We start from the raw sequence: 26,092 nt of genomic DNA, 5'->3' as shown, positions 1-26,092 counted from the left end.
CACCTTGCTCGACACAAGCTGATCTACCAGGGGTCCCGTTTCCACTGTTCAGGCGGGGTTGCCACCACCTCAAGATCCCTAACGCAACGGCGTTGGCCTTCTCAGGTCCGCCGTCCGGTCGTAACCCGCCCGGCAGTCTGCCCTCGGGAGCGCCGTCGTCCGTGCCCCTTCCCCTGCTGGCCGCCGCTCGTCGGCCCGTGCCCGCCCGCCTCGCAGGACGGAGGGCGGGCGGGTCTCCCCGGCTCAGCGCTCGGGACGCCGGGCCGCGACGAGGACCGGGCCGCCCGGAACAGTCGGGAAGGTGTTCGTCTCCACCAGTCCGAGGGCTGCCAGTTGCTCGGTCATGCGCGCCGCATCGAAGGAATCGCCGCCGCCGCGCACCGCGTTCCGCCGGCCGACGGTGCGGCGCAGCGCGTCCTCGGCGACCGGGTTGGTCCCCGCCACCAGCCATGCCCCCGGCGCCAGCGCCTCGGCGAGGCGGGGCAGAGCCGCTCGCAGCGCCTCCTCCGACAGGAACGGCGCGGGCAGCCCCTCAGCTGCTGCCCGGGATGTTCCACACCGACCGGGCCCGGGCCCTCGACTCGCCGACCGTGCTCGAGGACTTGGACGCGGACCTCCTCCTGCCGGGTCACGGCCCCGTGCACCACGGATCCGTGAGGGAGGCCGTCCGGACGGCCCGCCGGCATGCCGCCGGATGACTGACCGGCCGCCCACACGCACACGCGGCGGCTCGCGAGGGACACACCGGTCGGTTCGCAGACACACTTACCGGGCAGTATGTTCGGAGGGAAACCTATGCGGATGACGTCGTCGACCCCCGGAAGGCCGAAGAAACGCCAGCGCACCCTGCATGCACCGGCACATCAGCGCTTATCGTGAAGGGTGAACATGCCCGACGAACCGTCTGGCGTCGACACTTATCCGCACGGGACCCTCGGCGTGGGTACCATGCGCAGCGTCATCCATATCAAGGGAGTGAACGGTTGTGACCAGCCAGTCAGCCGCCACGCTCCGGTCGCGGTACGTAGAACAAGCCGCGTCGGACCTGGAGGAGAACCGCCGACGACAGCAGGAGCTGACGGAGCGGATCTCGGTGTTGAAGCAGGAGGAGGCCCTCCTCGCGGACATCCTGAACCTCGCAGAGCGGTACGAGGGCTTTGCGGACACGTCCCGTCTGCCCGAGCAGGCACAGGACGAACCCGTCGTCACGAAGGCCAAGAAGCGCTCCGCCGGAACCACTTCGCGGCGCTCGACGGCGGTCAGGAACGCTCCGGCGGGCACCGCGGCGAAGGCAGGCGCGAAGGGGAAGTCGCGTCAGCCTCTGCTCGGTGACCTGCTGGCGGACCTGCTGGGCAAGTACGACGACCCGCGCCTGGCGAAGGAACTGCGGGACGAGCTCCTGGACAAGTTCCCGGACCGCAACCCCACACCGCAGGTGGTGCGCAACACCCTCGAGTCCCTGGTCGCCAAGGGACGTATCCAGCGCCACAAGCAGCAGCGCTCCGTCATGTACACCCTGGTGAAGAAGCAGGGTGCTGCGAACACCTCCGGCTGACCTTCGCCCCCTCCCCGGCCCGCCCGGGCAACCCGGGCGAACGACGCCTGCGCCACCCCGCCGAAGAGCATCGGCACCTCACTGGTACCGGCGGGCACGGCCGGGCTCTCACGGCCGGGCGTGACCTCGCCGCGCCAGACGCTGCGGGAGGTCTCGACGTTCTGGTCCAGCCTCTTTCCGGTGCCCCGCGGGCCGAGACCGTTTCTCCCAGTGGGGACGCTGCCGTCGTGGTGGTCCGGCGGCGTCGGCTTCAGGCCCGCCATATGTTGTCGAACGTGGCGTGCTCGACTTCCCGGCGCAGTCGGACCGCCTCCAGTTCCGTCACCGCGTCAGCGACGGCGGCCAGCACCGTCGTGACCTCCTCCGTCGGCTCGTCGGCGTCCCGGGGCACGTCCCGGGCCTCCAGGGCTGCCGTCAGGGCGGCGAGGACGGGCTCGCCCGAGGCCAGACGGTCCTGGGCGCGACGGCGCTCCGAAGTCTCGGCCGGCACAGAGTCCGTGACCCGCGCCGGCAGCCCCCGGCCCCGCGGGCGGACCACGAGCCCGGCCCGCGCCAGCTCCTCGACGTAGGCCGCGGCGAGTTCCTGCCCCCGGCGCCACAGCCAGTCCTCGACCGTCTCGTACGGCTCCCGCCGGACGAGCGCGGCGGCCGCCCCGTCCAGCAGCCGGTCGCCGGCCGCCGTCCGCTCTGCGGGCACCATGCGGTCGCCGTCCAGGGGCAGCGCCCCGCTCTCCAGGAGGTCGACGACCTCGGCCCCGGCGAGCGCCAGGGATAGGTCGCCCTGTTCCACGATCCGTCCGGGCGGCAGGCCCAGGACGACGAGCATGAGGTCGCGTGCCGTGCTCATGAGTCCCGCCTCGTCTCCAGCAGGCGCAGCCACACCTCGCTGATGGTGGGGAACGCGGGTACGGCGTGCCACAGCCGCTCGACGGGCACCTCGCCGGTGATGGCGACCGTGGCCGAGTACAGCAGTTCGCCGACGCCCGGCCCGACGAAGGTCGCGCCGACGACGACCTGACGGTCCCGGTCGATCAGGATCCGTGCCCTGCCGCGGTAGTCGGGGCGGTACTGGAGGGCGCCGGCGAGGTGCCCTGTCTCGTAGTCGACGACCTCGACGGCGCGGCCGGTGCGTTCGGCCTCGGCCGTGGTCAGCCCCACGGTGGCGACCTCGGGGTCGGTGAAGACGACGCCGGGGACGGCCTCGGCGTCGGCCGTGGTGCTGTGCCGGGCCCAGCGGCTGGTGTCGAGTACCTCGCCCCGGGCGCGGGCGGCGATGACCGCGCCGGCGACCCTGGCCTGGTACTTGCACTGGTGGGTGAAGAGCGCCCGGCGGTTGGCGTCACCGACGGCGTACAGCCACTCGCCCGGCACGGCGGTGACGGTCAGGCTGTCGTCGGTGGCGAGCCACTCCCCCGGGGTGAGCCCGACGGTGTCCAGCCCGACGTCCGCCGAGTTCGGCGCGCGGCCGGTGGCGAACAGGATCTCGTCGGCGGTGAGTTCACCGCCGTCCGACAGGGTGACCCGGACCTCGCCCGCTTCCCCGCCGTCCCGCCGCACGGCGACGACCTCGGTACCGAAGCGCACGTCGGCGCCGGCCTCCCGCAGGCGCTCGGTGACGAGTTCGCCGGCGAAGGGCTCGATGCGGGGCAGCAGCCCCTGGTCGCGGGCGAGCAGGGGCTGCTGCCCAAGGCCTGCCACGCGGTGGCCATTTCGACGCCCACCACACCGGCGCCGACGACCACCAGGCGGCGGGGCGGCTCCTGGGCGCCGGTCGCCTCCCGGCTGGTCCAGGGCCGCACGGTGTCGATCCCGGGCAGGTCGGGCAGGGCCGCGCGGCTGCCGGTGCAGACGGCGACGGCGTGCCGGGCACGCAGCCGGACCGTACCGCCCTCGGGCGTGCGCACGGTCAGCTCGCGCTCCCCCGCCAGCCGGCCGTGTCCGCGCACCAGGTCGATGCCGGCCGACCTGAGCCATTCGACCTGGCCGTCGTCCTTCCAGTCCGCGGACATGCGGTCGCGGTGCGCCAGGACGGCCTTCGTGTCCAACGGGTTCCCGACGGCGGGGTCCAGGCCGGGCACGTGTACGGCGTCGGCGCGGAGCAGGACGGGTCGCAGCAGTGCCTTGCTGGGTTCACAGGCCCAGTACGAGCATTCGCCGCCGACCAGTTCGCTCTCCACGACGACGGTGCTCAGACCTGCGGCGGTGGTACGGTCCGCCACGTTCTCGCCGACCGGCCCCGCGCCGATCACGATGACGTCGTAGGTGTGGGTCTCGTCGCTCGTCATGTGTCCTCCGGTGGGTGGATTGCGGCCGGACGGCCGGACGGCGTCCGGGCGGACGCCGGTGGGACGGGTGTCGTGACTGACGGGGGACGGTCCCGGCACGGCAGGGGGCGACCGTGCCGGGGCCGGTCTCAGCGGCCGGGCGCCCGCTCGGTGACCTCCTGAAGGAACCACTCGTTGCCGTCGAGGTCCTTGAAGGCGGCGAAGGTGCCGTAGCTGGCGCGCTCGGGATGCGGGCCCGGCACCCGGTGGGTGCCACCGGCGTGGTGGAAGACACCGGTCTCGTCACGGAACGGCCCGTCGACCTCCACTCCGCGGGACACCAGCTCCTCCTGAGCCTTGAAGATGTCGGTGACGGTCAGCTGGAGGCCGTGCAGCGTGCCCGGCTCCTGCCCGGTGAGGCCCTGCCCGAAGATGATGGAGCACTCGGAGCCGGGCGGGGTCACCTGCACGATCCGGTAGCCGTCGTTGATCGGGAAGTCGGCGTCGAGGCGCCAGCCGAGCCGCTCCACGTAGAATCCCTTGGCCCGGTCCACGTCGGACACCGGCAGAATGACGACTTCGAGCTTCATGTCCATGGCGATGCTCTCGCTTTCGATGGTTCGTTGGTTCTGGTGACGAGCCGCTGTCCCACACCTTCGGTCGCGGGTCACACGTTCCGCATCAGTCATCTGACGTGTGTTCCCGCGCCACTCGGGTCCCGCGGCCCTTGAGCAGTCTTCCGGCGCGCGCTGGATCGAGACCTTCGCGTCTGAGCCGCCCGCCGCGCCGGTGCACCCCGACGCCGCGGGTGAGAGTGCCATGACCACCGCCGTCGAGAGCACCCTCGCGCGTCACACCTGGCCTCACTGGCCCTCCCCGTCGTAGCTCGGGTCGGTCCGGTACATTCCCGTGCCGGGCCGGCCCTTGGTGTGCTTCCGACGGGTATGGGCGTCAGTTTCTCCTCGGCCGGGTCAGAGAAAGCTGGCCGGACCCGGGCCGTACCCGAAGAGCACCGCACTCTCCGCCCAGTTCCAGACCTGGGTGTCAGTGGGCATCTGGGTGTCGGCAGGCCTTTCGCGCTCGGCGCGGTTCCCGGTCTCCCGGGACGGCTGCTCGCCGCAGGCGGCGGAGACAGGGCTGGAGAGAAGGCGACGACGGCCGGCGTTCCGTACGTAGGTGGCGTGGGTGTGCCTCATGAAGGCCATGTCCTGACCTCGCTCTCCGGTCGGTGGTGCGGGTGTGAGAAGGGTGGCGGGTCGCGTGCGGGGGTGTGGGAGAGGCAGGGGACCTGCGGTCAGTAGAGTCAGGCGGCGGCACTGGCGTTGATGACGACCGGGATGTTGTCGCGCGTGGCCTTGGAGTACGGGCAGATCTGGTGGGCGGCGTGCGCCAGTTCCTCCGCGGTGGCCTGGTCCACGCCGCCGAGTACCGGGTTGAGGACTGCGGACAGCGAGAACTCGTCGTCGTCGCCGTGGGTGAGGGTGATCTCGGCCGTGATGGTGGTGCTGGTCAGCCGGACCTTGCGGAGGGTGGCCGCGCGGCGGAGAGCGCCGAGGAAGCACGCGGCCCAGCCGGCGGCGAGAAGCTGCTCGGGATTGGTCGCGCTGCCCGCGCCGCCGAGTTCCTTCGGGAGAGCGAGACCGGTCTCCAGCAGGCCGTCGGAGGAACGGACGTGGCCGCCGTTCCGGCCTTCTCCGTCGACGTCGACGACGGCGGTGTAGCTGACTGCCATGACTGTGCTCCCCATCAGAGTCGAATGGTCTTCAACGCCTCCGACCAGGCACTTCGTACGTCACCGGTTGAGACGGTGATGAAATCATGGCAGTCCCACTCGTCACCCGTCAAGCTGGTGATTGATGTGCGCGGAGACAGATCGGCCATGGCCGGATCCCCACACTCGAGCCATGAACGGACAACGGCCGCATCGGGGCGATGCCCGATGCGGCCACAAGCCGTACGCGGGAGGCGAAGGCCTCGTCCTACGGCAGCGGGAAGCCGAGTTGCCCGGCGGCGGCGGTCAGCCCGCCGGAGCCGCCCCACCGCTGCACGGCCTGCTCCATCGAGGACAGGGACCGCAACTCGGCACGATCGAGGTCGCCGACGCGCTCAAGACCGCGGCGGTCACGCGCGGCAGCCTGGCCGGTGTCGCCTTCCACACGGACCACGGCGCGCAGTACATCAGCCGCGAATTCGCCGCATTGTACGGGGAGTTGGGCGTAACCCAGTCCATGGGCGCGGTGGGCACGAGCGCGGACGACGCCGCCGCGGAGTCGTTCCACGCGGCCCTGAAACGGGAAACGCCGCAAGGCGCCCCCGCTACGACAGCGCCCGCGCCTGCCGCCCGGCGGTCTTCCGCTGGATCACCCGGTACAACACCACACGACGGCACTCAGCGGCCGCACAGATGTCGCCGATCGACTACGAGCACGCATCAGCTAGCATCACACGTGTCGCATAACGACACGAACACGTGTCCTTCGCGGAGGAAGGCCCCGCAGCCACCCTCACCAGGACGGCCACCGATCGGACTGCCCCGCCATGGAAGGCGGTACACCTCCCGCACCGGCCGGAACCCGGGGCCGTACCGGGCCTGGCCCTGTCGTGGCGACCGCCGCCCGCGACGCGAAGCATCCTCCTCACGGCGCCGGGTGCCGCGATCGTCCCACCCGCGGAAGTGGGAGGGTGCAGCGGGCGTGGGACCATCGCAGGGACACCCGGCTGTCGGAAGACGGACGGCTACTCGGTGAAGCGTAGGTAGTCCAGGTTGAAGCCGCCCGTTTCGCAGTAGACGGTGATCGGCTGTTCCCCGGCTGCGAGCGTCACGGGCACGTGCACGGACTGGTAACTCCCCCAGCCACCCGTGGCAGGCACCGAAACGGTTGCCAGTGTGGCTCCGCTCTGGTCACGCAGGGACAGGGCGTTCGGTGCGGTGGTCCCGGTGCCGTTGGCGACGCGCACCTCGAGATCGTAGGTGCCTGCCTGCGCCACGTCGATGCGGTACTCGAGCCACTTGCCGGCAGCCGTCCAGCCCACGTTCTTGCCTCCGCTGGCCGCGGCGTTGCTCTCGATGAAGTTGCTGCCGTCTGCGGACCAGCCGTGCTGATCGACGTAGCCCTCCGCTTCGATCTTCTCGCCCATCGGGACGGCGTGCGGCCGCACGGTCAGGTGGACGCTCACCTGGTCGCGCGCCCTGCCGTCGGTGGCGTAGAAGGTCATGTCCTGCTCACCGGCGGTGGTCGGGTGGATGGTGACCAGGCCGGTGGCTGCGTCGACGGTCACGCCGTCGGGCAGTTCGGTGGCGTAGTAGGCCAGCCGGTCCCCGTCGCGGTCGGTGGCCTGCAACTGCAGGCGCACGGTGCTGTACTGGTCGACGACCACATCGGTGTTCGGGCCCAGGTCGGGGGCATGGTTGTGGCGGCCCGAGGCAGCGTTGGCCTGCCACCGGTAGGTGGCGAAGGAGCCAGCCGGGACGGTCACCACGAACGACTGGCCGGCGACGGCGATGCGGACCTTGCTGTCCGTGCTGTTGCTGTTGCCGAGGACCGCGACGAACTTGTCGGCACCGGAGCGAAAGACGACGTTGCTGACGCCGTGTTCTGCGGCGCTGGACTCGACACGCACGTCACCCGGGGTGAGGTACTTGGCGAACTGCCCCATGTCGTACAACTCGTCGCGGACGGTGAAATCCTTGGTCGTCGTGTTCACCGTGACCAGCCGGTTCGGCCACTTGGTGGTGGCGGCGACCTTACCCCAGTCGATGTTGTTGTCCCGTGCGGGCGTCCAGTGCAGTGTCCCGCCGTCCTGATCCGTGGTCTGGGCCCACAGGATGTAGGAGCCGGCATCCAGGCGGAAGTCGTTGAGGATCGTCGACGGCGAGAGGTCGCTCGTCTCCGTGAGGTGAACCGGCTTTCCAGTCTGCTCGAAAGCGTCGCGCATCACACGCGGGTCCCCCCAGTAGGGGTGGAAGGCGATGGCGTCTGCCGCGTTCTGGACCTGCTTGCCGGTCACCGAGCCGTCGGGGGCGTCGTCGAAGATGCGGTGGTAGTTCTTGGTCGCGGTGCTGTTGGGATCACGCCAGTCCCAGAAGTTGAAGTCGTGGACGTAGAGCTGGGTGTTCAGCCGCGCAGTCCGGAATTCACGTTTGATCGCCAGGGCCAGCTTCTGCTGCTGGGCAACGCTGATGTCCATGGCCGGGTAGACCACGTCCATACCCGGCTCGTTCAGCATCGTCAGGGCGTCGACGCGGATTCCGTGCTTCGCGTAGGCCTGGACGAACTTGACGTAGTAGCGCGCGAACACATCGATGCAGTCATCGCGCAACTTGCCGACCTGGTAGTAGTCCGTGGTGCTCCCGGGCTTCAGCGCGACCTCGCCGGTGAACCGGTTGTTCGTCTTCATCCACGCCGGTGCGCTCCACGCGGAGGCGAAGAACGTGGCCTTCGGGTTGTAGCGCTGAATGAGCTTGATGGTGTCGACGATGTGAAGGTCGATGTCCCGCTGGACGGAGAAGTGCTTGAGGCCGAAGTCCTCCGTGACGCCGGCGGGGAGGTCGTCCTCCGACCAGAACGGGAGATGTTCGATGAGGTCGGGGCTGCCGATCGTCAACCGGAACCGGTCGAGACCCGCGCCGTTCTTGGGGTCGACCAGCAGCCGGATGGCCTCATCACGCTGGGCGGGGGTGAGCTTCCACAGGTTGGAGACGCTCGTCTCGTCCAGGGAGAAACCGATGCCTGAGTATTTCTGCCGGGTGGTGCTCGGATCGACGACCACGGTGGCATCGGCAGGGGCGCCCGTGTCGTCACCCATACGGACACTCGGCAGCGGCCGCCATGCCTGCGTGCCGCCGGTGGAGTAGGTGCCGGTCACGACTCGGCCCTCCCCGGCCGGTTCGCGCCCGGCTCGGTCCGCGTGCGCGGTGGGACTTGTGCCGACAAGTGCGGTCAGTACCGTGACCGCGACGGCGGCGATCGCGGCGCGAGGACGTCTCACAGCTTCTCCTGGGGTCTGGGCGACTATCGGGGGTTCGGTGCCGTGCCAGGGCGGCGGCTCACTGCCGATTCCGGCGGCAACGGCACGCGTGCTTGCGGGGCTTGAGACTGCCGGCCGTTCCGGCGACAACCTCCCTCGGTGCGCCGCACCGCTCCGGCTCGGAACCGGAACCGGAGCCGGCTTTTGCCGCAGTACGCGCGCCCGGAAAGGGGTCGGACAGCTATGCGTCCTGACGTGGCGAAGCCACCGCATCGCCCCCTCCCGTCTCACCGATGGGTTGGATCCAAGCAATGTCATTGGGGTTAAGTCAAGGCATGAAGTAAGTACTCGCTGACAGTGAGCGTTCATCCGAGGAGCTCGCGGCGCGGTCCACGGGACCCACGACACGGTCCCCCTCGAGCACAGCGTGCGCCTGGCCAACCGCCCCGGCGCACGCCAGGAGCGCGCGTCCCCGCCGCCGCCCGGGGCCGGCGGCGACTCGGCGAGTCGGCGACGGACCCGGGCCAGGTCGTCCAGGCGGTCCAGGACCTCGCAGCCCGGCCGCCCCCGCCCCCCCCCGTTGCCTGGAGACCCGGGGAGGTGACCGTCACAGGGGGTCCTCTGGACTCCTACGGCCAGGGGCTGGGTGCGGGCGGGGGCACCACCGCAGGCCGGTCGTCGCAGGTGATGGTGTTGGGCAGTTCCCACGGCGCGAGCCAGGACCCGTTGCCGCCGCGGTCGGAGACGGAGAACTCCGAACCGGCAGGGGTGAAGTGGAAGGACCCGCAGTTGTTGACGCTCACCGCGCCGACGTTGCGGGCCTGCACGTCCTCGAAACTCGCCGACCCCGCGGCGCGGGCGCTGACCACGGACGTGCCCGTACCGTCGACTTTGACGTCCTTGAAGTGCACGTTGGTGATCGAGTACGTGTCCTTGACCGGCCAGTCGGCGACGAACATCACCGCGTTGTAGGTGTTGTCGAGGAAGGAGTCGCCCGCCACCTCGACGTCCGCGCCGATGTTCTTCTCCAGAGCGTAGAACCAGATCGCCCCGAGCCCGATGTTCCAATTGAGCTCATAAGTACCGGCACGCACCGTGGTGTTGTCGGTGATCCACAGGTGGCCGGTGAAGGCCTCGGCGCCGAAACGGGAGCCGACCTGGATACCGCTGCCCTCCCGGACGGGGTCCGCGACGAGGTTGCCGGAGACGGTGTTGTCCGTTCCGCCGTACAGCGCGATGCCGTTGGCCAGCACCGGGGTCTGCACGGTGTTGTGGTCGAAGACGTCGCCCGCGTCCTCCGTCTTCTCCGACCACATGGCCAGCCCGTCGTCGCCGGTGTTGCGGATGAAGTTGTCGGAGACGAGGGAGTCGGTCACCCCGGTGTGAAAGTTGATGCCGTCGGCGATCTGGTCCGCGATCTGGTTACCGGTGATCCGCAGGTTGCTCATGGGCCCGTCGAACCACATGCCCACCTTGGTGTGGTGGATGTACAGCCCCTCGATGGTCGAGTCGCTCAGTGCCCCGCCGATGCCGTTCACCTGATCGGTGTCGATCCGTTCGCGCACGTCGCCCTCGATGGCGAAGCCCGACAGGTGCACGTGGTGGCTGCCGCCCGCCGAAGCGTCCTTTCCGTAGAAGCCGACGCCGGTGTGGACCGAGCCGTCCGGGGCCGGTGCCGTGAGGGTGACCTGGTGGCCCTTGATGATCGTGTACCAGCTGCCGGCACCCTCGATCGTGATGTCGTCGACGATGATGTGGCGGCTGACCTGGTACGTCCCCGAAGGGATGTAGACCTTCAGGTGTGCCCGTCTGGCGAAGGCGATGGCCTTGTCGATCGCGTCGGCGGAGTCGTGCCGTCCGCTGGGGTCCGCTCCGAAGGCCAGCACGTTGGCCGGGACGGGTCCGCCTTCGGCGGAGCGACGAGTTGGGAGTCCAGCAGGTCGATCACGGTGGTCGTGGCCGCGCTGCGCCTCGGCACGCGCAGCCGGACGCGTGCACCGGCCGGATAGGTACGGCCGAGCAGCAGCCGCTGCTCGTCGTAGAAGTGGTTCGGCCGGAACGGCTTGGGAATCACCGGGGCCGGGGTGGTGGCGCCCGGGACGCAGCCGCACTCGGTGATCCACCAGTTGGGGTGCAGCACGTCGGCGGTGGGGTCGTTGGTGAAGGGATACAGGTTGTACAGCCAGGCGTACTGCGAGGTCAGCGTCATGGTGCTGCGGTGGCGCCCGTTCACGCTGACGTCGAGCGGGGCGGTGATCCCGCCGCCGCTCGGGGCGTCCGGGATGCTGTAGCGCACGGTGATGGCGTTGGCGGCACGCGGCAGCGTGAACTCGACGTACTGGCCGGGCGCGAGACTGACCGCGCTACGGCCCGAAGCCTCGGCGGCGAGTGTGTAGGCGGTACGACCCGGCCCGATGACGTTGCCGTCGGTCGGGGCGTGCTCCGCCTCCTGCTCCAGGAAGCCGAGGTCGGCTCCGCGACCGGCGACCAGGGCGGGGTCGAGCCCGGCACGGGTCACGGGCGCAGCCTGGGTCTCCTGGGCGGCACCGGCCGCCGCCGTGCCGGCGGCCGCCGGCACGGCGGTGAGGCCGACCGTCGCTGTCACGGCCGCCAGGACTGCGACGGCTCTTGACCGCAGGCCGGCGCGTCTGCTTGTGCGGTTCACTGCGCCTCGATTCTGTGGTGGAAGGCGATGGAGCCGTGGAAAGGGGCGGGCCGCGCCGCTCACCTCCATGAGCGGCGCGGCCCGCTGCGGTCGGTGCCGCGTCCGGGTCAGGGCAGGCGCAGCCAGACCGCGGTATCGGTGGGCAGTTGCCCGTCCGTCAGGGGTGCGCTGCTCAGCAGGACCTGCCGGTGCGGTGGCAGCGGTGCGGGCTCCGGGCCCAGGTTGACGACGCAGCCGAAGCCGGCGTCGCGGGTGAAGGAGAGGACCTGAGGGCCGCTGGGAAGCCAGGTCATCCGCCCGTCGCCGAGTGCGGGCTCGCCCCGTCGCAGGCGCAGCGCCGTGCGGTACAGGCTCAGCATGCTGTCCCGGTCCGCCGCCTGCCGCTCCACCGTCATCGCCGACCAGTCCCGAGGCTGGGGCAGCCAGGGCTGAGTGCCCTCGGGACCGAAGCCGAACGGCGGGGCGTCGCCGCTCCACGGCAGCGGCACGCGGCAGCCGTCCCGGCCGGGGTCGGTTCCTCCGGTGCGGTGGAACATCGGGTCTTCGATGACCGAGTGCGGCAGGTCCTCGACCTCGGGCAGGCCGAGTTCCTCGCCCTGGTAGAGGTAGACGGAGCCGGGCAGAGCCAGGCTCAGCAGCGCTGCCGCCCGGGCACGCCGGGTGCCCAGTGCGAGGTCGGTGGGGGTGCCGTGGGCCTTGGCCGCGAAGTCGAAGCCGGTGTCGGCACGGCCGTAGCGGGTGACGGTTCGGGTCACGTCGTGGTTGGCCAGCACCCAGGTGGCGGGCGCGCCGACGGGCGAGTGCACGGCCAGCGTGGTCGTGATCGTCTCGCGCAGCCGCGCGGCGTCCCAAGGGCAGGTGAGAAAGCCGAAGTTGAAAGCTGTGTGGAGTTCGTCGGGGCGCAGGTAGCGGGCGAAGCGCTCGGGGTCGGGCAGCCAGACCTCGCCGATCAGGGCGCGTGGCGGGGTGTAGGAGTCGGCGATCTTGCGCCAGTCCCGGTACACGTCGTGGATCTCGTCGCGGTCCAGGTAGGGGTGCGGGTCCGCGCCGTCCACCAGGTCGGGAAGCGCCGGGTCCTTGATGACCTCGGCGGCGGAGTCGATGCGGACCCCGGCCGCGCCCCGGTCGAACCAGAAGCGCAGCACCTCCTCGTGCTCCCTGCGCACCTCGGGGTGCTGCCAGTTCAGGTCGGGCTGGGCGGAGGCGAAGCGGTGCAGGTACCACTGACCGTCCGGGACGCGGGTCCAGGCGCTGCCACCGAACTGGGACATCCAGTTGTTGGGAGGAAGTTCGCCATTCTCACCTCGGCCCTCACGGAACCAGAACCGATCGCGCTCCGGTGAGCCGGGGCCTGCGGCGAGCGCGTCCTGGAACCAGCGGTGCCGGTCGGAGACGTGGTTGGGGACGATGTCGACGATGGTGCGGATACCCGACGCCAGTGCCTCGGCGATCAGCTTCTCGGCCTCCCCCAGGCTGCCGAAGGCCGGGTGGATGGCCCGGTAGTCGGCCACGTCGTAGCCGCCGTCGGCCATCGGTGAGGCGTACCAGGGTGTGAACCAGAGCGCGTCGACACCGAGTTCGGCGAGATACGGCAGCCGGGACCGGACGCCCGCCAGGTCGCCCACCCCGTCGCCGTTCGCGTCGGCGAAGCTGCGCACGTAGATCTGGTAGATCGCGGCGCCACGCCACCACTCGTGGGGTTGGTGCACGGTAGAAGTCTCCTCGGGAGATGGTGTCAGCCCTTGAGGCTGCCGGCGGTGAGCCCGGACATGATGTTGCGTTGGAAGATCAGGAAGAAGAGCACCGTCGGCACGGCGGAGATGGCCGAGGCGGCGATCAGCACGTTCTCCGGCACGCCCAGGGAGAGCGAGTAGATACCGGCGTTGAGCGTCTGCCTGGTCGGGTCGGGCTCGGCCAGCAGCGGCCAGAGGAAGTCCTTCCACACGTTGACCAGGGCGAAGATGGACACCACGCCGATGATCGGCCGGGACATGGGCAGCACGATGGAGAGCAGTGTGCGCAGTGGTCCGGCGCCGTCGATGGCGGCGGAATCGAGCAGTTCCTGGGGCACCGAGTCGAAGAAGCGCTTCAGCAGGTAGATGTTGAAGGCGTTGGCCACCGACGGGAGCCAGATCGCCCAGGGGGAGTTGAGCAGGTTCTGGTGGATCAGCGGCAGGTCCAGCACGGTCAGGTACTGCGGGACGACCAGCACCATGGCGGGGATCATGAGGGTGGCCAGCATCAGGCCGAGGATCGCGTTGCCCAGCGCCGGCCGTAGTTTGGACAGCGAGTAGGCCGCGGCGACGTCGAGGACGAGCTGGAAGGCGAGTGCCCCGAAGGCGTACCAGAGCGTGTTGAGCAGCAGGTGGGCGATGTTGAGGCGAGTCCACGCGTCGCTGTAGTTGGAGGCTGCGATGTGGTGCGGGTACAAGGTGGGCGGGGTCTGGATGGACTCGGTGGTGTCCTTGAGCCCGCCCGTCACCAGCAGGTAGAAGGGGCCGAGGAAGGCCAGCGTGAAAGCGGCGACGACCAGGACCAGCGTCGCGCGGTAGAGCGTGCGGTTCAGCTGGGCCGGATTGATCAGGGTGCGGGTGTCGCTCATGACTCCAGCCTCCGGTTGAGTCGCACGTAGATCACCGAGAAGCCGGCGAGGACCAGCAGCAGGAGCAGCCCGAGGGCACAGGCGGCGCCGTAGTTGGAGAAGTTGAAGGCGTACTGGTAAATCAGGTAGACGACGGTGGTGGTCGAACCCTCCACTCCCTGGCCGCCGTTGGTGAGGATGAAGGGCTCCACGAAGACCTGCATGGTGGCGACGATCTGAAGCATCAGCATCAGCGAGAGGACGAGCCGGGTCTGCGGGATCGTCACGTGCCAGACGCGCCGCAGCAGTCCGGCTCCGTCCAGTTCGGCGGCCTCGTAGAGCTCACCGGGTATGTTCTGCAGCGCCGCCAGGTAGATCAGCGTGGCGCTGCCCATGTTCATCCAGGTGGAGGCGATGACGACGGCGAGCATCGCCGTGTTCGGAGACTGCAGCCATCCGGAGGTGGGCAGATGCAGCAGCTGCAGCAGCCGGTTGATCAGCCCGTACTCGGGGTTGTACAGGTACTTGAACAGCAACAGCGAGGACACCGGCGGAAGCATCACCGGCAGGTACACCAGGATTCTCAGGTAGCCGCGCGCGTGCCGCAGTTCGTTCATCACCACGGCCGTGACGAACGGCAGCGCGAAGCCGAACAGCAGGGCCAGCCCGGTGAACTCGGCGGTGTTCCGCCAGGCGGGCCAGAAGCTGGGGTCGTGCACGATCTGGTCGAGGTTGTGCAGGCCGACCCAGGTGGTCCTGCCCGCCTTCGCCTTCTGGAAGCTCATGATCACTTCGCGGACCATGGGATACCACTGGAAGCAGGCGAAACAGAGCACCGCGCCGATCAGGAAGCCGTGTGCGGCGAGGTTGCGCTGCACGGACCTGCGCAGTGCCCCGGCCCGACCGGCCGCCCTGGCGGGCGGCGTGTCGGTTCCGGAGGATGCGGTCGCGACCGCCATCGTCGATCTCCTTGGGGGGCTGCTCGTCCCGGGGCCTGACGGCCCTTGCGACTACTGGGCGTTGGCGAGGACCTGGTTGACCTGCTGCTCAGCGGTGTCCAGCAGCTTCTGCAGGTCGGCGTTGGGATTCGTCAGCGTGGTCGCCATCGTGGTGTCGAGGATCTTGTAGATGGCCTGGGCGTTGCCGGGCTCGGTGACGCCGGGGACGTTGGCCTTCACGAAGGGCTCGAAGGCCTTCACCGACATCGTGGCGTTGGCGGCCTTGAGCTGGGCGTCCTTGGTGGCGGTGGCACCCTGGAACAGCTGCGGTTGGGGCAGTCCGACCGCCTGGCCGGAGGACTTGGAGCGGGCGTAGTTGTACTGCTGGCCCTGGCCCTCCGTCAGCCAGAGGTAGCTGAGCAACTGGATCCCGGCCTTGTTCTGCTCGGGGGTGTTCTTGACGTTGAACATGTAGTCGTCGCCGCCGGTGAGGGTGCCGGCGCCGGGTCCGTTCTGGCCGGGGATCGGGCCCATGCCGAAGTCCTCGTAGTGGGCGCCGAGGCTCTGCACCATGTAGGTGATGTCGTCAGGGGCGGCGATGTACATCCCCAACTTGCCCGCGGCCATCTGCTTCTGGAGGTCGCCCCACTTGTAGAGCTGGGTGCTGCCCATGACGTTGGCGCCGAAGCGGAGCTTGTGCAGGTTCTGCAGCACGGCCAGGCCCTGGGGGTTGTTGAAGGCCGCCTTGGTGCCGTCGTCGCTCACCATCCGGCCGCCCTGGGCGTAGATCTCGGCGGTGAAGTGCCAGCCGCCGTTGTTTCCCGCGCTGTAGTCGCCATAGCCCGCGATGCCCTTGCCCAGGGCGGCGATCTTCTTGGCGGCGGTCTCGACCTCGGCCCAGGTCTGCGGCGGTTGGTCGGGGTTCAGTCCGGCCTTCTGGAAGAGCTTCCGGTTGATGATCATGCCCATGGTGTAGTTGGTGCGCGGAATGCCGTAGATCTTCCCGTTGGCCTTCTGGGTGTCCCACACCGAGGACATGATGTCGTCCTTGACCGGCAGGTTCTCGGAGGTGACGTACTTCGTGATGTCGGCCGCCTGGCCGGCGTCCAGGACCTGCTGCTTGTCCGTGAAGTAGGTGTAGAAGAGGTTGGGCTCGGTGCCGCCCTTGAGCGCGGCTGTGAACAGTTCAGGGGTCTCGCACGGGAACGTGTCGATGCTCTTCACCGTGATGTTCGGGTGCAGTTTCTCGAAGGCCGCGATGTCGTCGGCCCACTGCTTGCGCTGCGTCGGGCGGCTGGTCGGCGGGGCACAGTCGATGGAGATGGTGACCTTGCCGTTGCTCGACTTGGTGCCGCCGGTGGAGGAGCTGGAACAGGCGGCAGCGGTCAGGGCGAGAGCGCCGGCGATCAGCAGCGCTGCGGATCTGCGCATGGGTAGAAGACCCCCTCATGAGCGGAGTGCGTGGGATGTGGCGCGCCTCACTTAAGCACCGACCCGTCGGCACCGCAATATCTCGACGAGATTTTGCAAGAAGTCAACGTGAGACCGTGATGTGACGAGCCATAGACAACGCAAGGGCCGTACCCCATGGGGGTACGACCCTTGGCTGCGCGGCGAGTTGGCGCTCCGTCAGCGACTGGACTCTCTCCGTGCCAGACCGGTCGATCCGCGCACCACGAGCTCCGGCTCGAAGAGCAGCTCGTCGTGGGTGACCTTGGCGCCGGCCAGCTCTCCCACGAGCAGCTCCACGGCGGCGCGGCCCATCGCCTCGATGGGCTGGCGGATGGTGGTCAGCGGCGGATCGGTGCAGGTCATGAAGGAGGAATCGTCGTAGCCGATGATCGACACATCACCGGGCACCTCAAGCCGGCGCCTGCGGGCAGCGCGCACCGCCCCCAGGGCCAGCGGGTCCGAGGCGCAGATGATGCCGGTGACACCGCGCTGCAGCAGGCGCGCAGCCGCGGCCTGGCCACCCTCCAGGGAGAACAGCGCGTGTGCGACGTCCGCCTCCTCGAGCTCCAGCCCGGCCCCTTCCAGTACCGTGCGAGCCGCCGCCAGCTTGCGCCGCGACGGCATGTGATCGGGCAGGCCGAGCACCAGGCCGATCCGCCGGTGGCCCAGCGACAGCAGGTGCCCGGCGCCCTGTTCCACCGCGACCGCGTCGTCGCAACTGACCTGTGGGAAGTCCAGGTCGGGTATGGCGGCGTTCATCAGCACCGTCGGCAGACCGCGGCGGGACAGCCGCTCGTAGTGCTCGTGCGGGGAGTCGGCCTGGGCGTACAGGCCACCGAAGAAGATCACGCCCGAGACCTGTTGCTGGAGCAACAGTTCCACATAGTCGGCTTCCGAGACACCGCCCGCCGTCTGCGTGCACAGCACCGGCGTGAAGCCCTGCTGCGCCAGTGCACTGCTGACCACCTCGGCGAAGGCGGGGAAGATGGGGTTCTGCAGCTCCGGCAGGACCAGCCCGACCAGTCTCGAGCGCTCGCCCCGCAGCTGGGTCGGGCGCTCGTAGCCGAGCACGTCCAGGGCGGTCAGCACGGCCTCGCGGGTCTGCTCGGAGACACCGGGCTTGCCGTTGAGCACCCGGCTGACCGTCGCCTCGCTGACCCCGACTTTCCTAGCCACCTCGGCAAGTCGTCGTGTCATGGCTCAAGCCTAGGGCATGATCCGCAATCGACTTGCAGTCCGACGTAAAAATTCGTCAGCCTTTGCAGCAAGAACGTCGGGACCGTCACGGCAACAAAAGCCCACATGGGGGCGATCCGACGCCGGGGACCGAGGGGCCCACCCCGGGCGCAGGCCTTCTGCATGCACCGACGCGACCACGATGCTTGAGGTCGAGAACATACAAGAAAAAGTAAGCCTGAAACAAAATCTGGTCGGAATATTGCTCGTGTCCCTCCGAGCCAATACGGTGCTCCACGCGCCGCCGCCTGTCATCGAATCCTCCCGCTCCACCTGTTCGCGCCTGCTCCGCCTTGCCCGGCCGCAAAGGGCCGGCGAAGCGCTGCGTCGTGCCCAAGGGCACCTGGCCTCGGGCACCCCACCCGACGGCGGCACCCTCCCGACGGCTTCGGTCCCAAGGAGCAACCCTTGTTACAGCCTCTACGCACACTCAGACGCGCGGTCGCCCTATGCGGCAGCAGCGCACTGCTGGTCGCCGCGGGCGTCCTCCTGTCGGCGCCCTCGGCATGGGCCGCCGCCACCGGCGGCAGCGGTGCTTCCCTGCCCTATGTCGAGGTCCAGGCGGAGAACGCCGCCACCAACGCCAGCGTCATCGGTCCCAGCTACACCCAGGGCCAGCTGGCCGACGAAGCCTCCCACCGTAAGGCGGTGACGCTGCAGGGGGCAGGCAAGTACGTCACCTTCACCACCCCGGTGGCGACGAACTCGATCAACTTCCGGTACAGCATCCCGGACAGCTCGAACGGGTCGGTCTACAACGCGCCGCTGTCCCTGTACATCAATGGCACCAAGCAGAGCAACTTCACCCTGACCAACGCATACAGCTGGTTCTACGGCAGCTACCCCTTCACCAACAGCCCGGGCAGCAACCCGCACCACTTCTTCGACGAGGCCCATCGCCTCTTCACACAGACCTATCCGGCCGGGACCACTTTCACGCTGCAGGTGGACCCCGAGGACACCGCGTCGTCCTACACCATCGACTTCGCCGACTTCGAACAGGTCGGTGCCTCGCTGACGCAGCCGGCCGGCTCGGTGTCGGTGACCAGCAAGGGCGCGGACGCGACCGGAGTCAACGACTCGACCAGCGCCTTCAACTCGGCGATCAGCGCCGCGGGCGCCGGTGGCACCGTGTGGATCCCGCCGGGCACGTACAAGATCCCTGGCCACATCACGGTGAACAACGTGACGGTCGCCGGCGCCGGCATGTGGTACTCGACGGTGACCGGGTCGGCGCCGGGCTTCTACGGCAACTCCGCGCCGTCGCCAAGCACGGGCGTGCACCTGGAGAACTTCGCGATCTCCGGTGACGTCCAGGACCGCGACGACGGCGCGCAGGTGAACGGCATCGGCGGCGCGATGAGCAACTCCACCGTGTCCAACGTGTGGATCGAGCACGAGAAGGTCGGCGCCTGGATGGACGGGCCGATGGACGGCCTGACCTTCAGCGGCATGCGGATCCGCGACACCACCGCCGACGGCATCAACTTCCACGGCGGCGTGACGAACTCCAAGGTCACGGGCAGCGACATCCGCAACACGGGCGACGACGGCATCGCGACCTGGGCTGACGCCGGAATCGGCGCGGACGCCAACGACACCATCTCCAACAACACGGTGCAGCTGCAGATGCTCGCCAACGGCATCGCGATCTACGGCGGGCACGACAACACCGTGAGCGGCAACCTGGTGCAGGACACCGGCATCACCCAGGGTGGCGGCATCCACGTCGGACAGCGCTTCAGCTCCACCCCGGTCGGCACGACGACCATCTCCGACAACACACTGATCCGCAACGGAAGCCTCGACCCCAACTGGCAGTTCGGGGTCGGTTCTCTGTGGTTCGACGGCAGCCAGGGGGCCATCAACGGCCCGGTCAACGTGACCAACGCGCTGATCCAGCAAAGCCCCTATGAGGCGATCCAGTGGGTCGAGGGCACCGTCAGCGGTGTCCACCTCAACAACGTGACCATCGCCGGGACCGGCACCTTCGCCCTTCAGGAGCAGACCGGCGGCTCGGCAAGCTTCACCAACGTCACCGCGACCGGCGTCAACGGGCCCGCACCCGTCTACAGCTGCGAGGGCGGCAACTTCACGGTGACCGACGGCGGCGGCAACTCGGGCATCGGCGGCACCGCGTACTGCGGCGGGTGGCCCGCCCCGGTCTACCCGCCCTACCCTGCCAGCACGGTCACCGCCTCCCCGAGCGCCCTGAGCTTCGGCTCGCAGGCCGGCGGTACGACCAGCGCGGTGCAGACCGTGACGGTCTCCAACCCGACCGGTTCCTCCGCCGCCGTCTCCTCCATCTCCACCAGCGGCGACTTCGCCCAGACCAACAACTGCGGCAGTTCCATCGCCGCGAACGGCTCGTGCACCGTCAGCGTCACCTTCACGCCGACGGCGGCCGGCACCCGCGCCGGAACGCTGACCATCGACGCGGGTGGCACCACCAACACCGTCAGTCTCTCCGGCACCGGCACCGCCGCCGGCCCTGTGCTGAGCGCCGGCCCGGCGAACCTGTCCTTCCCCGACACGGTGGTCGGCTCCTCCGCCACCGCCAAGACGGTGACGGTGACCAACACCGGCACCACCACGGCGACCGTATCCAGCGTCGCGGCCACGGGCGACTTCAGCCAGACCAACAACTGCTCCACCATCGCCGTCGGTGCGTCCTGCACGGTGAACGTCACCTTCAAGCCCACCGCCCCCGGATCCCGCACCGGCACCCTTACCGTGTCCGGCAACGCGAACAACAACCCGCTCACGGTGGCCCTCGCCGGCAGCGGCATCGACAGCAGCACCAACGTGGCGGCCGGCCAGCCGGCGTCGGCCAGTTCGAGCAACAGCCCGTACGTCGCCTCGAACCTCACCGACTCCGACCCGTCCAGCTACTGGGAGGGCACCAACGGCTCGTTCCCGCAGTGGGCCCAGGTCGACCTCGGCCAGAGCTACAGCATCGGCAAGGTCGTCCTCAAGCTGCCGCCGTCGACGGCATGGGGGGCCCGCACGCAGACCCTGTCACTGCTGGGGTCCACGGACGGCTCCACGTTCTCGACCATCGTGGGGTCAGCCGGATACACCTTCGATCCCAACACCAACAACAACACGGTGACCATCACCTTCAACGCCACCACGGCGCGCTACGTGCGGGCGAACATCACCGCGAACACCGGGTGGAACGCAGCCCAGTTGTCGGACTTCGAGGTGTTCCCCAGCGGCAGCGGCTCCGGCACCGTCAGCACCGATCTCGCGGCCGGCAAGGCCACCGCCGAGTCCAGCCACACCCAAGCCTACGCGTCATCGAACGTGACGGACGGCGACCAGTCCACCTACTGGGAGAGCGCCAACAACGCCCTGCCGCAGTGGGTGCAGGTGGACCTCGGCTCCCAGCAGAGCGCCAGCCGGGTGGTCCTCCAGCTGCCCGTCGGCTGGGGCTCCCGCGATCAGACGCTGTCGCTGCTGGGCAGCACCGACGGCACCACCTTCTCCACCATCCGGTCCTCGGCCACCTACACCTTCGACCCCGCCACCAGCAACACGGTCACCATCACTTTCCCCGCGACCACCCAGCGGTACTTCCGCGTGAACATCACGGCGAACACCGGTTGGCCGGCGGGTCAGATCTCGGAGTTCCAGGTCTGGAACACCTGATCTGACCCGAACCCGCGGTGCCGCCGAGTCCCCGTGCGCTCGGCGGCACCGTCATGTCAGAGCTGGAGTGCACCAGCACGCCCGGCTCCAGCTCGACCAGCCGGGCGAGGTCGGGGTGGCGGCTGTCGACGTCGTCCAGGGAAGTCTCGACCAAGGTGACGCCGGTGTACTGCGGCGTCGCGGACGAGACCACCGGGCGGACCCGGGACCAGGCACCGTCCGCGCCGATCACGAGGTCGAACGTCTCTTGTCGCCCGTCCGCGAAATGGACCAGCACGCCATCCCGGCTCTCCGGCACTACTTCCGTCACGACCCGCCTCCACTGAACGTCCAGAGGCCCGAGCAACAGGTCACGGAGTTGCCCACGGTCGATCTCGGGATTGGCCCGGTCACCCGTACGAGGTTGCCAGTCGCGGAGGACGGTCCCGTCCGTGTCCAGGATGCGCATGACCTGCCCCTCCGGACGGGACAGCGCCTGGAACTCCGCCAGCACCCCCGCCTTCTCCAGTGCCAGCTGGCCCAGCCCCTCGTGCAGGTCCAGTGTGCCGCCCGCGGGACGGGCGTCGCGGGCGGGATCGCGTTCGAGGACGGTGACAGGGTGACCATGACGGTGCAGGACGCGGGCGAAGGTGAGGCCGGCGGGACCGCTGCCGATCACGGCGATACGGGGTCTCATGTCGATACAACGTACGACCCCTCACCAAGCCAGCCCCGCCCCGTGACCGAACCGCAACGACGGCGTGGGCCAGCGGATGGGTGATCCGCGTCGGGTGGGACGGGGCGCCGACCGTACGTGCAGCAGCACGCCCGCTCCCTTCGCGGGGGCCCAGGATCCGCTGGAAAGCGGCTGGCGTGCTGGGCCATTCAGGCACCTGCACGGGGATGCTCGCAGCCGGCCCTGTCGGCCCGACTGCAGCAAGCCTGTCTACCAGGCGATCGGCAACTCCTTTATGCCACGCAGCAGCCTGCCCTGCTTCCACGGCACCTTGCCCGCCTCCACCGCCAGCTGCAAACCCGGCAGTCGACGGAACAGGGTACCGATCGCCACCTGGAGCTCCACCCTCGCCAGCTGAGCACCCGTGCAGTAGTGCACACCGTATCCGAAGGCCAGGTGCGGGTTGTGCTGCCGGCCTAGGTCCAGCTGGTCAGGATCGACGAATACCTGCTCATCGAGGTTGGCTGAGGCGGCCTGGACGAGTACCGCTTCACCCGCGTACACCATCACCCCTCCGAGTTCGATGTCTTCGGTCGCGATGCGGGGGAAAGCTGCTGCGGTCAGACTCGGGGTGAAGCGCAGCAACTCCTCCACCGCGCTGTTCAGCAGTTCGGGGTCAGTCAGCAGCCGATCCAGCTGTGCGGTGTGGGTGAGCAGGTTATACGTGAAGTTGCCGATGCTGTTGGCTGTGGTCTCGTGCCCGAGTACCAACAGCGCGACCCCGAAGGTGATCAACTCCAACTCGCTGAGACGGTCCTCGGAGTCCCTTGCCGCCACCAGAGCCCCGAGCAGATCGTCCGTAGGCTGTGCCCTGCGCTGCGCGATCAGACCGGCGAGGTAGCCGAAGAGGTTCTGCCGTGATTCCTCGACCTCCTCCGGAGTGAAACCGGGATTTGCCAGCGTCCCGTCGCACCAGACACCGAACCGCTCGCGGTCGGCGAGCGGAACACCGAGCAGTTCGCAGATCACTCCCAGGGACAGCGGCATCGCCAGCCCCTCGACCAGGTCCGCGGGGGGACCCTGCTCGATCATGCGGTCCAGCAGCGCGTCCGTCATCGTTTGGATGATCGGCCGGAGTTGCTCGACGCGCCGGGCGGTGAAGGCGCTGCCGACCAGTTTGCGTAGACGGGTGTGATCCGGCGGATCCGTGGTGAGGATGGTTGGGTTGGTCTCGATCAGTGGCATCAGCCGGGGCACGTCGCGGCCGAGCGTCGCTGCCGTACTGAATCGGTGATCCTCCAGCACGGCCTTGATGTCGTCGTAGCGCGTAGCGAGCCAGGCCTGGCCGCCGTACGGCATGGAGACCCTCGCCAACTTCCGCTCACCGCGAAGACGTTCATACTCTGGATGCATTTCCAGCTGATGGGACAGCCCAAACGGATACGTGAGCGGTGAATTGTCCACTGCGGCCATCCCATATCTCCTGATCAGTTACTTCTTGACACTGAGAGAGAAATTCAGCTGAAACGCACAGGCCCACGACATTGATCAAGCAAACGCGCCGCAAGCGACTCCCGAACTCGCATTGGAGCGACATGCGCGAAAAGCGGCACCGCCAGTCAACGAGGAGCAACGCTGGCCGGATGTAGAGGAGTTAGGCGAGTAGCCGTTCCAAAGGTGCCGAACGACCTACCCAACTCATAGGGAATTTAACCGGATTTGATGCTCGGATCCTAAGGCTAGGAGGGTTTCGTCTGAAGAGTCAAGTAAAGAACGCAAAAAGATCACGCACCCCGGGACACAAACTGCTCCCGGGTGGCCGCGACTGACGGCCTTTTGACCTGGGCCGACACGGGCCTGGCTCGCCGGTCTGAGTCTGCGGCACCACCTCGCCTTCGCGTTTCACTTGTGGTGGCGTGATCTTGAACGGAAACGCGAAAGTGCCTTTTGAGCCGAGATGATCGGGCTTGTCTAGGGCTTCTGTCACCACGGCTTCGGCCAGCCGGTTCAGGACCCGCTCGGCGATCACCAGTTCCTCCCGCTCGGCCTGGACCTCCTGAAGCTGCTTGGCCAACTCCTATGTCAGCCCGTCCAGTTCACTCCAGCGAGCCGAGATCCGCTCCAGCTCGTGCACCTCCACGCCCTCCCGGCATACCAGCCCGGCCACGGGTCGTAAGAGGGGCACGGCAGTCGGCGCAGCAGAACCCGACAACGCTCCGGCCGACGAGCCAGATGATCTTCACACAGGCCGACGACCAGCGTGAGTATCCCGCCCTCCCCTCACACCAGACCCGCGACCTGCAAACTTCATTTTGCACAGAGCTCATTGGGTTTGGTTGACAGCTCAATCGGGCAGCTAGCATTCTGTTGACCACTGCCCACGGCTGGCACCGTTAGGTCAGATAGGCGGCGCCCTGCCCTTTCCGCGCTGGTGACCTACGTCACGTCTGCGACAAGGCCAACTAAGAGAATCCAAGCTGCGCTGAGCGAATTCTTAGGTTAAGCCCCTCGTCAGCTCTCGCCGGGAAACAGCCGGCCCTCCATGGAAACGTGACATCATGGTGTCGAAACTTTCCTCTTCCGCCTCGATGCTGCCGTCGGCCGACGAGCCCATTGCCGTGATAGGCGTTTCCTGCCGTCTTCCCCGGGCAGCAGGGCCGGAGGCGTTCTGGCAATCCCTGCGACAAGGGAGCAGCGCGATCGCCGAACGTCCGGCCGACCGCCGGGACAAGGCGTCCGGCACTTGGGACGGGAGCAGAGAGTACGGTGGCTTCCTGCCCCGTGTCGATGAGTTCGACGCGGGGTTTTTCGGTATTTCGCCCGAGGAAGCCTCGGCCATGGACCCGCAGCAGCGGTTGGCCCTGGAACTGGCATGGGAATCCCTGGAGGACGCCGGCATCACGGACAGGGCGTTACGCGGCAGCCGGACTGGCGTTTTTGTCGGTGTGATGGCGGGTGACTACGCGACCTTGGCGGCCAGGCTGGGCACCGATGACATCGGCCCCTACAGCCTCACCGGAACAGCCCGTGGGCTGATCGCCAACCGAATATCGCACACCCTCGGATTGCGGGGGCCAAGCTTCACGATTGATGCGGCGCAGGCGTCATCCCTGGTCGCAGTACATGTGGCGGGTGAAAGCCTGAGGCGCGGAGAGTCAGACCTAGCCCTCGTGGGCGGGGTGAGCCTGGCTCTGGCGGCGGACAGTACGGCGGCCGTCGCCGCACTCGGAGCCCTGTCCCCACAGGGGCGCTCTGCGGTCTTCGACGCGGAGGCCGACGGTTATGTACGTGGTGAAGGCGGCGCAGTGGTTGTGCTCAAGCGACTGGCTGAGGCCGTCGCTGACGGGGACACCATCTACTGCGTTATCCGCGGCAGCGCCGTGAACAACGGCAGTGGGGATCGCCTCACCGATCCTCTCCCCGCCGCACAGGAAGACGTTCTGCGGCGAGCCTACGCCGCGGCCGGAGTCGAGCCGGCCTCCGTGCAGTATGTCGAACTGCACGGTACCGGCACCGTGGTCGGCGACCCCGTCGAGGCAACTGCCCTCGGCGCTGTTCTGGGTGCTGCCAGGCCAGTGCATCGACCCTTGCTGGTCGGGTCGGCGAAGTCCAACGTCGGGCACCTGGAAGGTGCCGCAGGGATCGTCGGCTTCATCAAGACCGTGCTGTGCCTCCGACACCGTGAACTGCCCCCAAGTCTGCACTTCAGGAGCGCCAGTCCGCGCATACCGCTGACTGATCTGAACCTAAAGGTCCATACCGAGTTGGGCCCCTGGCCCGAACCTGATCAGCCCCTCGTGGCGGGAGTGTCCTCGTTCGGTATCAGCGGCACCAATGCACACGTCGTTCTCGAACAGGCGCCGGTCGATGAGCGGGATTCCGGAGAGTTGCTGGTACCGGCCGCGTCTGACGCGGGTGTGTCTGACGCGGCTGCGGATACCAGTGCGGCTCCGGGTGTGGTGCCGTGGGTGGTGTCGGGGCGGTCGGCCGGGGGTCTGCGTGCGCAGGCCGGCCGGCTGCGGGAGTTCACGAGCGGGCGGGCAGGGCTCAGTGAGAGCGCGGTGGGCTGGTCACTGGCCGCATCCCGGTCGGTGTTCGAACACCGCGCCGTGGTCCTGGGCCCGGAC

17 protein-coding genes and 4 pseudogenes are annotated in these 26,092 nt (G+C 68.5%); 4 read left to right on the top strand and 17 right to left on the bottom strand.

Features of this window, described 5'->3' with window-relative positions:
• Positions 1–243 precede the first annotated feature (243 nt).
• On the bottom strand, positions 244–444 hold the full coding sequence (locus ACWD5Q_RS32235) for a hypothetical protein (protein WP_451430614.1): 201 nt from the start codon (positions 442–444) through the stop codon (positions 244–246).
• 541 nt (positions 445–985) lie between these two features.
• Here ACWD5Q_RS32235 and ACWD5Q_RS32230 point away from each other — a divergent pair.
• Positions 986–1,555: a hypothetical protein gene (locus tag ACWD5Q_RS32230; RefSeq protein WP_451430613.1), complete on the top strand. Its 570-nt coding sequence runs from the start codon at positions 986–988 to the stop codon at positions 1,553–1,555.
• 250 nt (positions 1,556–1,805) lie between these two features.
• Here ACWD5Q_RS32230 and ACWD5Q_RS32225 read toward each other — a convergent pair whose 3' ends face one another.
• The 6 genes and pseudogenes from ACWD5Q_RS32225 to ACWD5Q_RS32200 form a co-directional block, all read right to left on the bottom strand.
• Positions 1,806–2,402, bottom strand: a complete 597-nt coding sequence (locus ACWD5Q_RS32225; RefSeq protein ID WP_451430612.1) for a GPP34 family phosphoprotein — start codon at positions 2,400–2,402, stop codon at positions 1,806–1,808.
• A pseudogene (locus tag ACWD5Q_RS32220) lies at positions 2,399–3,840 on the bottom strand (dihydrolipoyl dehydrogenase family protein). Before ACWD5Q_RS32220 ends, ACWD5Q_RS32225 begins: the two are co-directional and overlap by 4 nt.
• 128 nt (positions 3,841–3,968) lie before the next feature.
• On the bottom strand, positions 3,969–4,415 hold the full coding sequence (locus ACWD5Q_RS32215) for a VOC family protein (protein WP_451430611.1): 447 nt from the start codon (positions 4,413–4,415) through the stop codon (positions 3,969–3,971).
• 375 nt (positions 4,416–4,790) lie between these two features.
• Positions 4,791–5,015, bottom strand: coding sequence for a hypothetical protein (locus tag ACWD5Q_RS32210; protein ID WP_451430610.1), 225 nt, complete (start codon positions 5,013–5,015; stop codon positions 4,791–4,793).
• A 107-nt stretch (positions 5,016–5,122) separates the two neighbouring features.
• On the bottom strand, positions 5,123–5,551 hold the full coding sequence (locus ACWD5Q_RS32205; RefSeq protein ID WP_451430609.1) for an Ohr family peroxiredoxin: 429 nt from the start codon (positions 5,549–5,551) through the stop codon (positions 5,123–5,125).
• 247 nt (positions 5,552–5,798) lie between these two features.
• The gene (locus tag ACWD5Q_RS32200; protein WP_451430615.1) at positions 5,799–5,984 is read right to left on the bottom strand and encodes a hypothetical protein; all 186 of its coding nucleotides are present in this window, start codon (positions 5,982–5,984) and stop codon (positions 5,799–5,801) included.
• Between ACWD5Q_RS32200 and ACWD5Q_RS32195 the strand changes: the two are divergent.
• Positions 5,913–6,277 (top strand): annotated as a pseudogene (locus ACWD5Q_RS32195) (transposase); the annotation flags it as partial. The gene ACWD5Q_RS32200 and the pseudogene ACWD5Q_RS32195 overlap by 72 nt on opposite strands.
• A gap of 278 nt (positions 6,278–6,555) precedes the next feature.
• Here ACWD5Q_RS32195 and ACWD5Q_RS32190 read toward each other — a convergent pair.
• The 7 genes and pseudogenes from ACWD5Q_RS32190 to ACWD5Q_RS32160 all read right to left on the bottom strand — a co-directional run bounded on the left by ACWD5Q_RS32190 (position 6,556) and on the right by ACWD5Q_RS32160 (position 17,620).
• A complete protein-coding gene (locus tag ACWD5Q_RS32190; protein ID WP_451430608.1) occupies positions 6,556–8,808 on the bottom strand; it encodes a carbohydrate-binding protein in 2,253 nt (750 codons plus the stop codon).
• A gap of 608 nt (positions 8,809–9,416) precedes the next feature.
• Positions 9,417–11,521 (bottom strand): annotated as a pseudogene (locus ACWD5Q_RS32185) (glycosyl hydrolase family 28-related protein).
• 38 nt (positions 11,522–11,559) lie between these two features.
• Positions 11,560–13,161, bottom strand: coding sequence for a glycoside hydrolase family 13 protein (locus tag ACWD5Q_RS32180; RefSeq protein WP_451430607.1), 1,602 nt, complete (start codon positions 13,159–13,161; stop codon positions 11,560–11,562).
• Positions 13,162–13,187: 26 nt separating this feature from the next.
• On the bottom strand, positions 13,188–14,054 hold the full coding sequence (locus ACWD5Q_RS32175; RefSeq protein ID WP_451430606.1) for a carbohydrate ABC transporter permease: 867 nt from the start codon (positions 14,052–14,054) through the stop codon (positions 13,188–13,190).
• The gene (locus tag ACWD5Q_RS32170; RefSeq protein WP_451430605.1) at positions 14,051–14,992 is read right to left on the bottom strand and encodes a carbohydrate ABC transporter permease; all 942 of its coding nucleotides are present in this window, start codon (positions 14,990–14,992) and stop codon (positions 14,051–14,053) included. The genes ACWD5Q_RS32175 and ACWD5Q_RS32170 overlap by 4 nt, the downstream gene beginning before the upstream one ends.
• 51 nt (positions 14,993–15,043) lie before the next feature.
• Positions 15,044–16,402 carry an extracellular solute-binding protein gene (locus ACWD5Q_RS32165; protein ID WP_451430604.1) on the bottom strand — a complete coding sequence of 453 codons (1,359 nt, stop codon included), beginning with the start codon at positions 16,400–16,402 and terminating at the stop codon, positions 15,044–15,046.
• 198 nt (positions 16,403–16,600) lie between these two features.
• Positions 16,601–17,620 (bottom strand): LacI family DNA-binding transcriptional regulator, encoded by a 1,020-nt coding sequence (locus ACWD5Q_RS32160; RefSeq protein ID WP_451430603.1) that lies wholly within the window; start codon positions 17,618–17,620, stop codon positions 16,601–16,603.
• Between the two features lie 447 nt (positions 17,621–18,067).
• Between ACWD5Q_RS32160 and ACWD5Q_RS32155 the strand changes: the two genes are divergently transcribed.
• Positions 18,068–21,310, top strand: coding sequence for a discoidin domain-containing protein (locus ACWD5Q_RS32155; protein ID WP_451430602.1), 3,243 nt, complete (start codon positions 18,068–18,070; stop codon positions 21,308–21,310).
• Positions 21,311–21,404: 94 nt separating this feature from the next.
• On the opposite strand, the pseudogene ACWD5Q_RS32150 reads toward ACWD5Q_RS32155, so the two are convergent.
• The 3 genes and pseudogenes from ACWD5Q_RS32150 to ACWD5Q_RS32140 all read right to left on the bottom strand — a co-directional run.
• A pseudogene (locus ACWD5Q_RS32150) lies at positions 21,405–21,986 on the bottom strand (FAD-dependent oxidoreductase); the annotation flags it as partial.
• 249 nt (positions 21,987–22,235) lie between these two features.
• Complete coding sequence (locus ACWD5Q_RS32145) at positions 22,236–23,438, bottom strand: cytochrome P450 (protein ID WP_451430601.1); 1,203 nt, start codon at positions 23,436–23,438, stop codon at positions 22,236–22,238.
• 289 nt (positions 23,439–23,727) lie between these two features.
• Positions 23,728–24,039, bottom strand: coding sequence for a hypothetical protein (locus ACWD5Q_RS32140; RefSeq protein ID WP_451430600.1), 312 nt, complete (start codon positions 24,037–24,039; stop codon positions 23,728–23,730).
• A 484-nt stretch (positions 24,040–24,523) separates the two neighbouring features.
• Here ACWD5Q_RS32140 and ACWD5Q_RS32135 point away from each other — a divergent pair.
• Positions 24,524–26,092, top strand: a 1,569-nt coding sequence (locus ACWD5Q_RS32135) for a beta-ketoacyl synthase N-terminal-like domain-containing protein (protein WP_451430599.1), incomplete at its 3' end; no start/stop codon positions are given.

It is taken from the genome of Streptomyces sp. NPDC002513 (assembly GCF_053595355.1).
This window is presented reverse-complemented; position numbering and strand designations above follow the sequence as displayed.

Coding starts and splice junctions, on each gene's coding strand:
- ACWD5Q_RS32175 (WP_451430606.1), bottom strand. CDS start 14,054: ATGAGCGACACCCGCACCCTGATCAATCCGGCCCAGCTGAACCGCACG.
- ACWD5Q_RS32210 (WP_451430610.1), bottom strand. CDS start 5,015: ATGAGGCACACCCACGCCACCTACGTACGGAACGCCGGCCGTCGTCGC.
- ACWD5Q_RS32165 (WP_451430604.1), bottom strand. CDS start 16,402: ATGCGCAGATCCGCAGCGCTGCTGATCGCCGGCGCTCTCGCCCTGACC.
- ACWD5Q_RS32205 (WP_451430609.1), bottom strand. CDS start 5,551: ATGGCAGTCAGCTACACCGCCGTCGTCGACGTCGACGGAGAAGGCCGG.
- ACWD5Q_RS32170 (WP_451430605.1), bottom strand. CDS start 14,992: ATGGCGGTCGCGACCGCATCCTCCGGAACCGACACGCCGCCCGCCAGG.
- ACWD5Q_RS32160 (WP_451430603.1), bottom strand. CDS start 17,620: ATGACACGACGACTTGCCGAGGTGGCTAGGAAAGTCGGGGTCAGCGAG.
- ACWD5Q_RS32215 (WP_451430611.1), bottom strand. CDS start 4,415: ATGGACATGAAGCTCGAAGTCGTCATTCTGCCGGTGTCCGACGTGGAC.
- ACWD5Q_RS32225 (WP_451430612.1), bottom strand. CDS start 2,402: ATGAGCACGGCACGCGACCTCATGCTCGTCGTCCTGGGCCTGCCGCCC.
- ACWD5Q_RS32145 (WP_451430601.1), bottom strand. CDS start 23,438: ATGGCCGCAGTGGACAATTCACCGCTCACGTATCCGTTTGGGCTGTCC.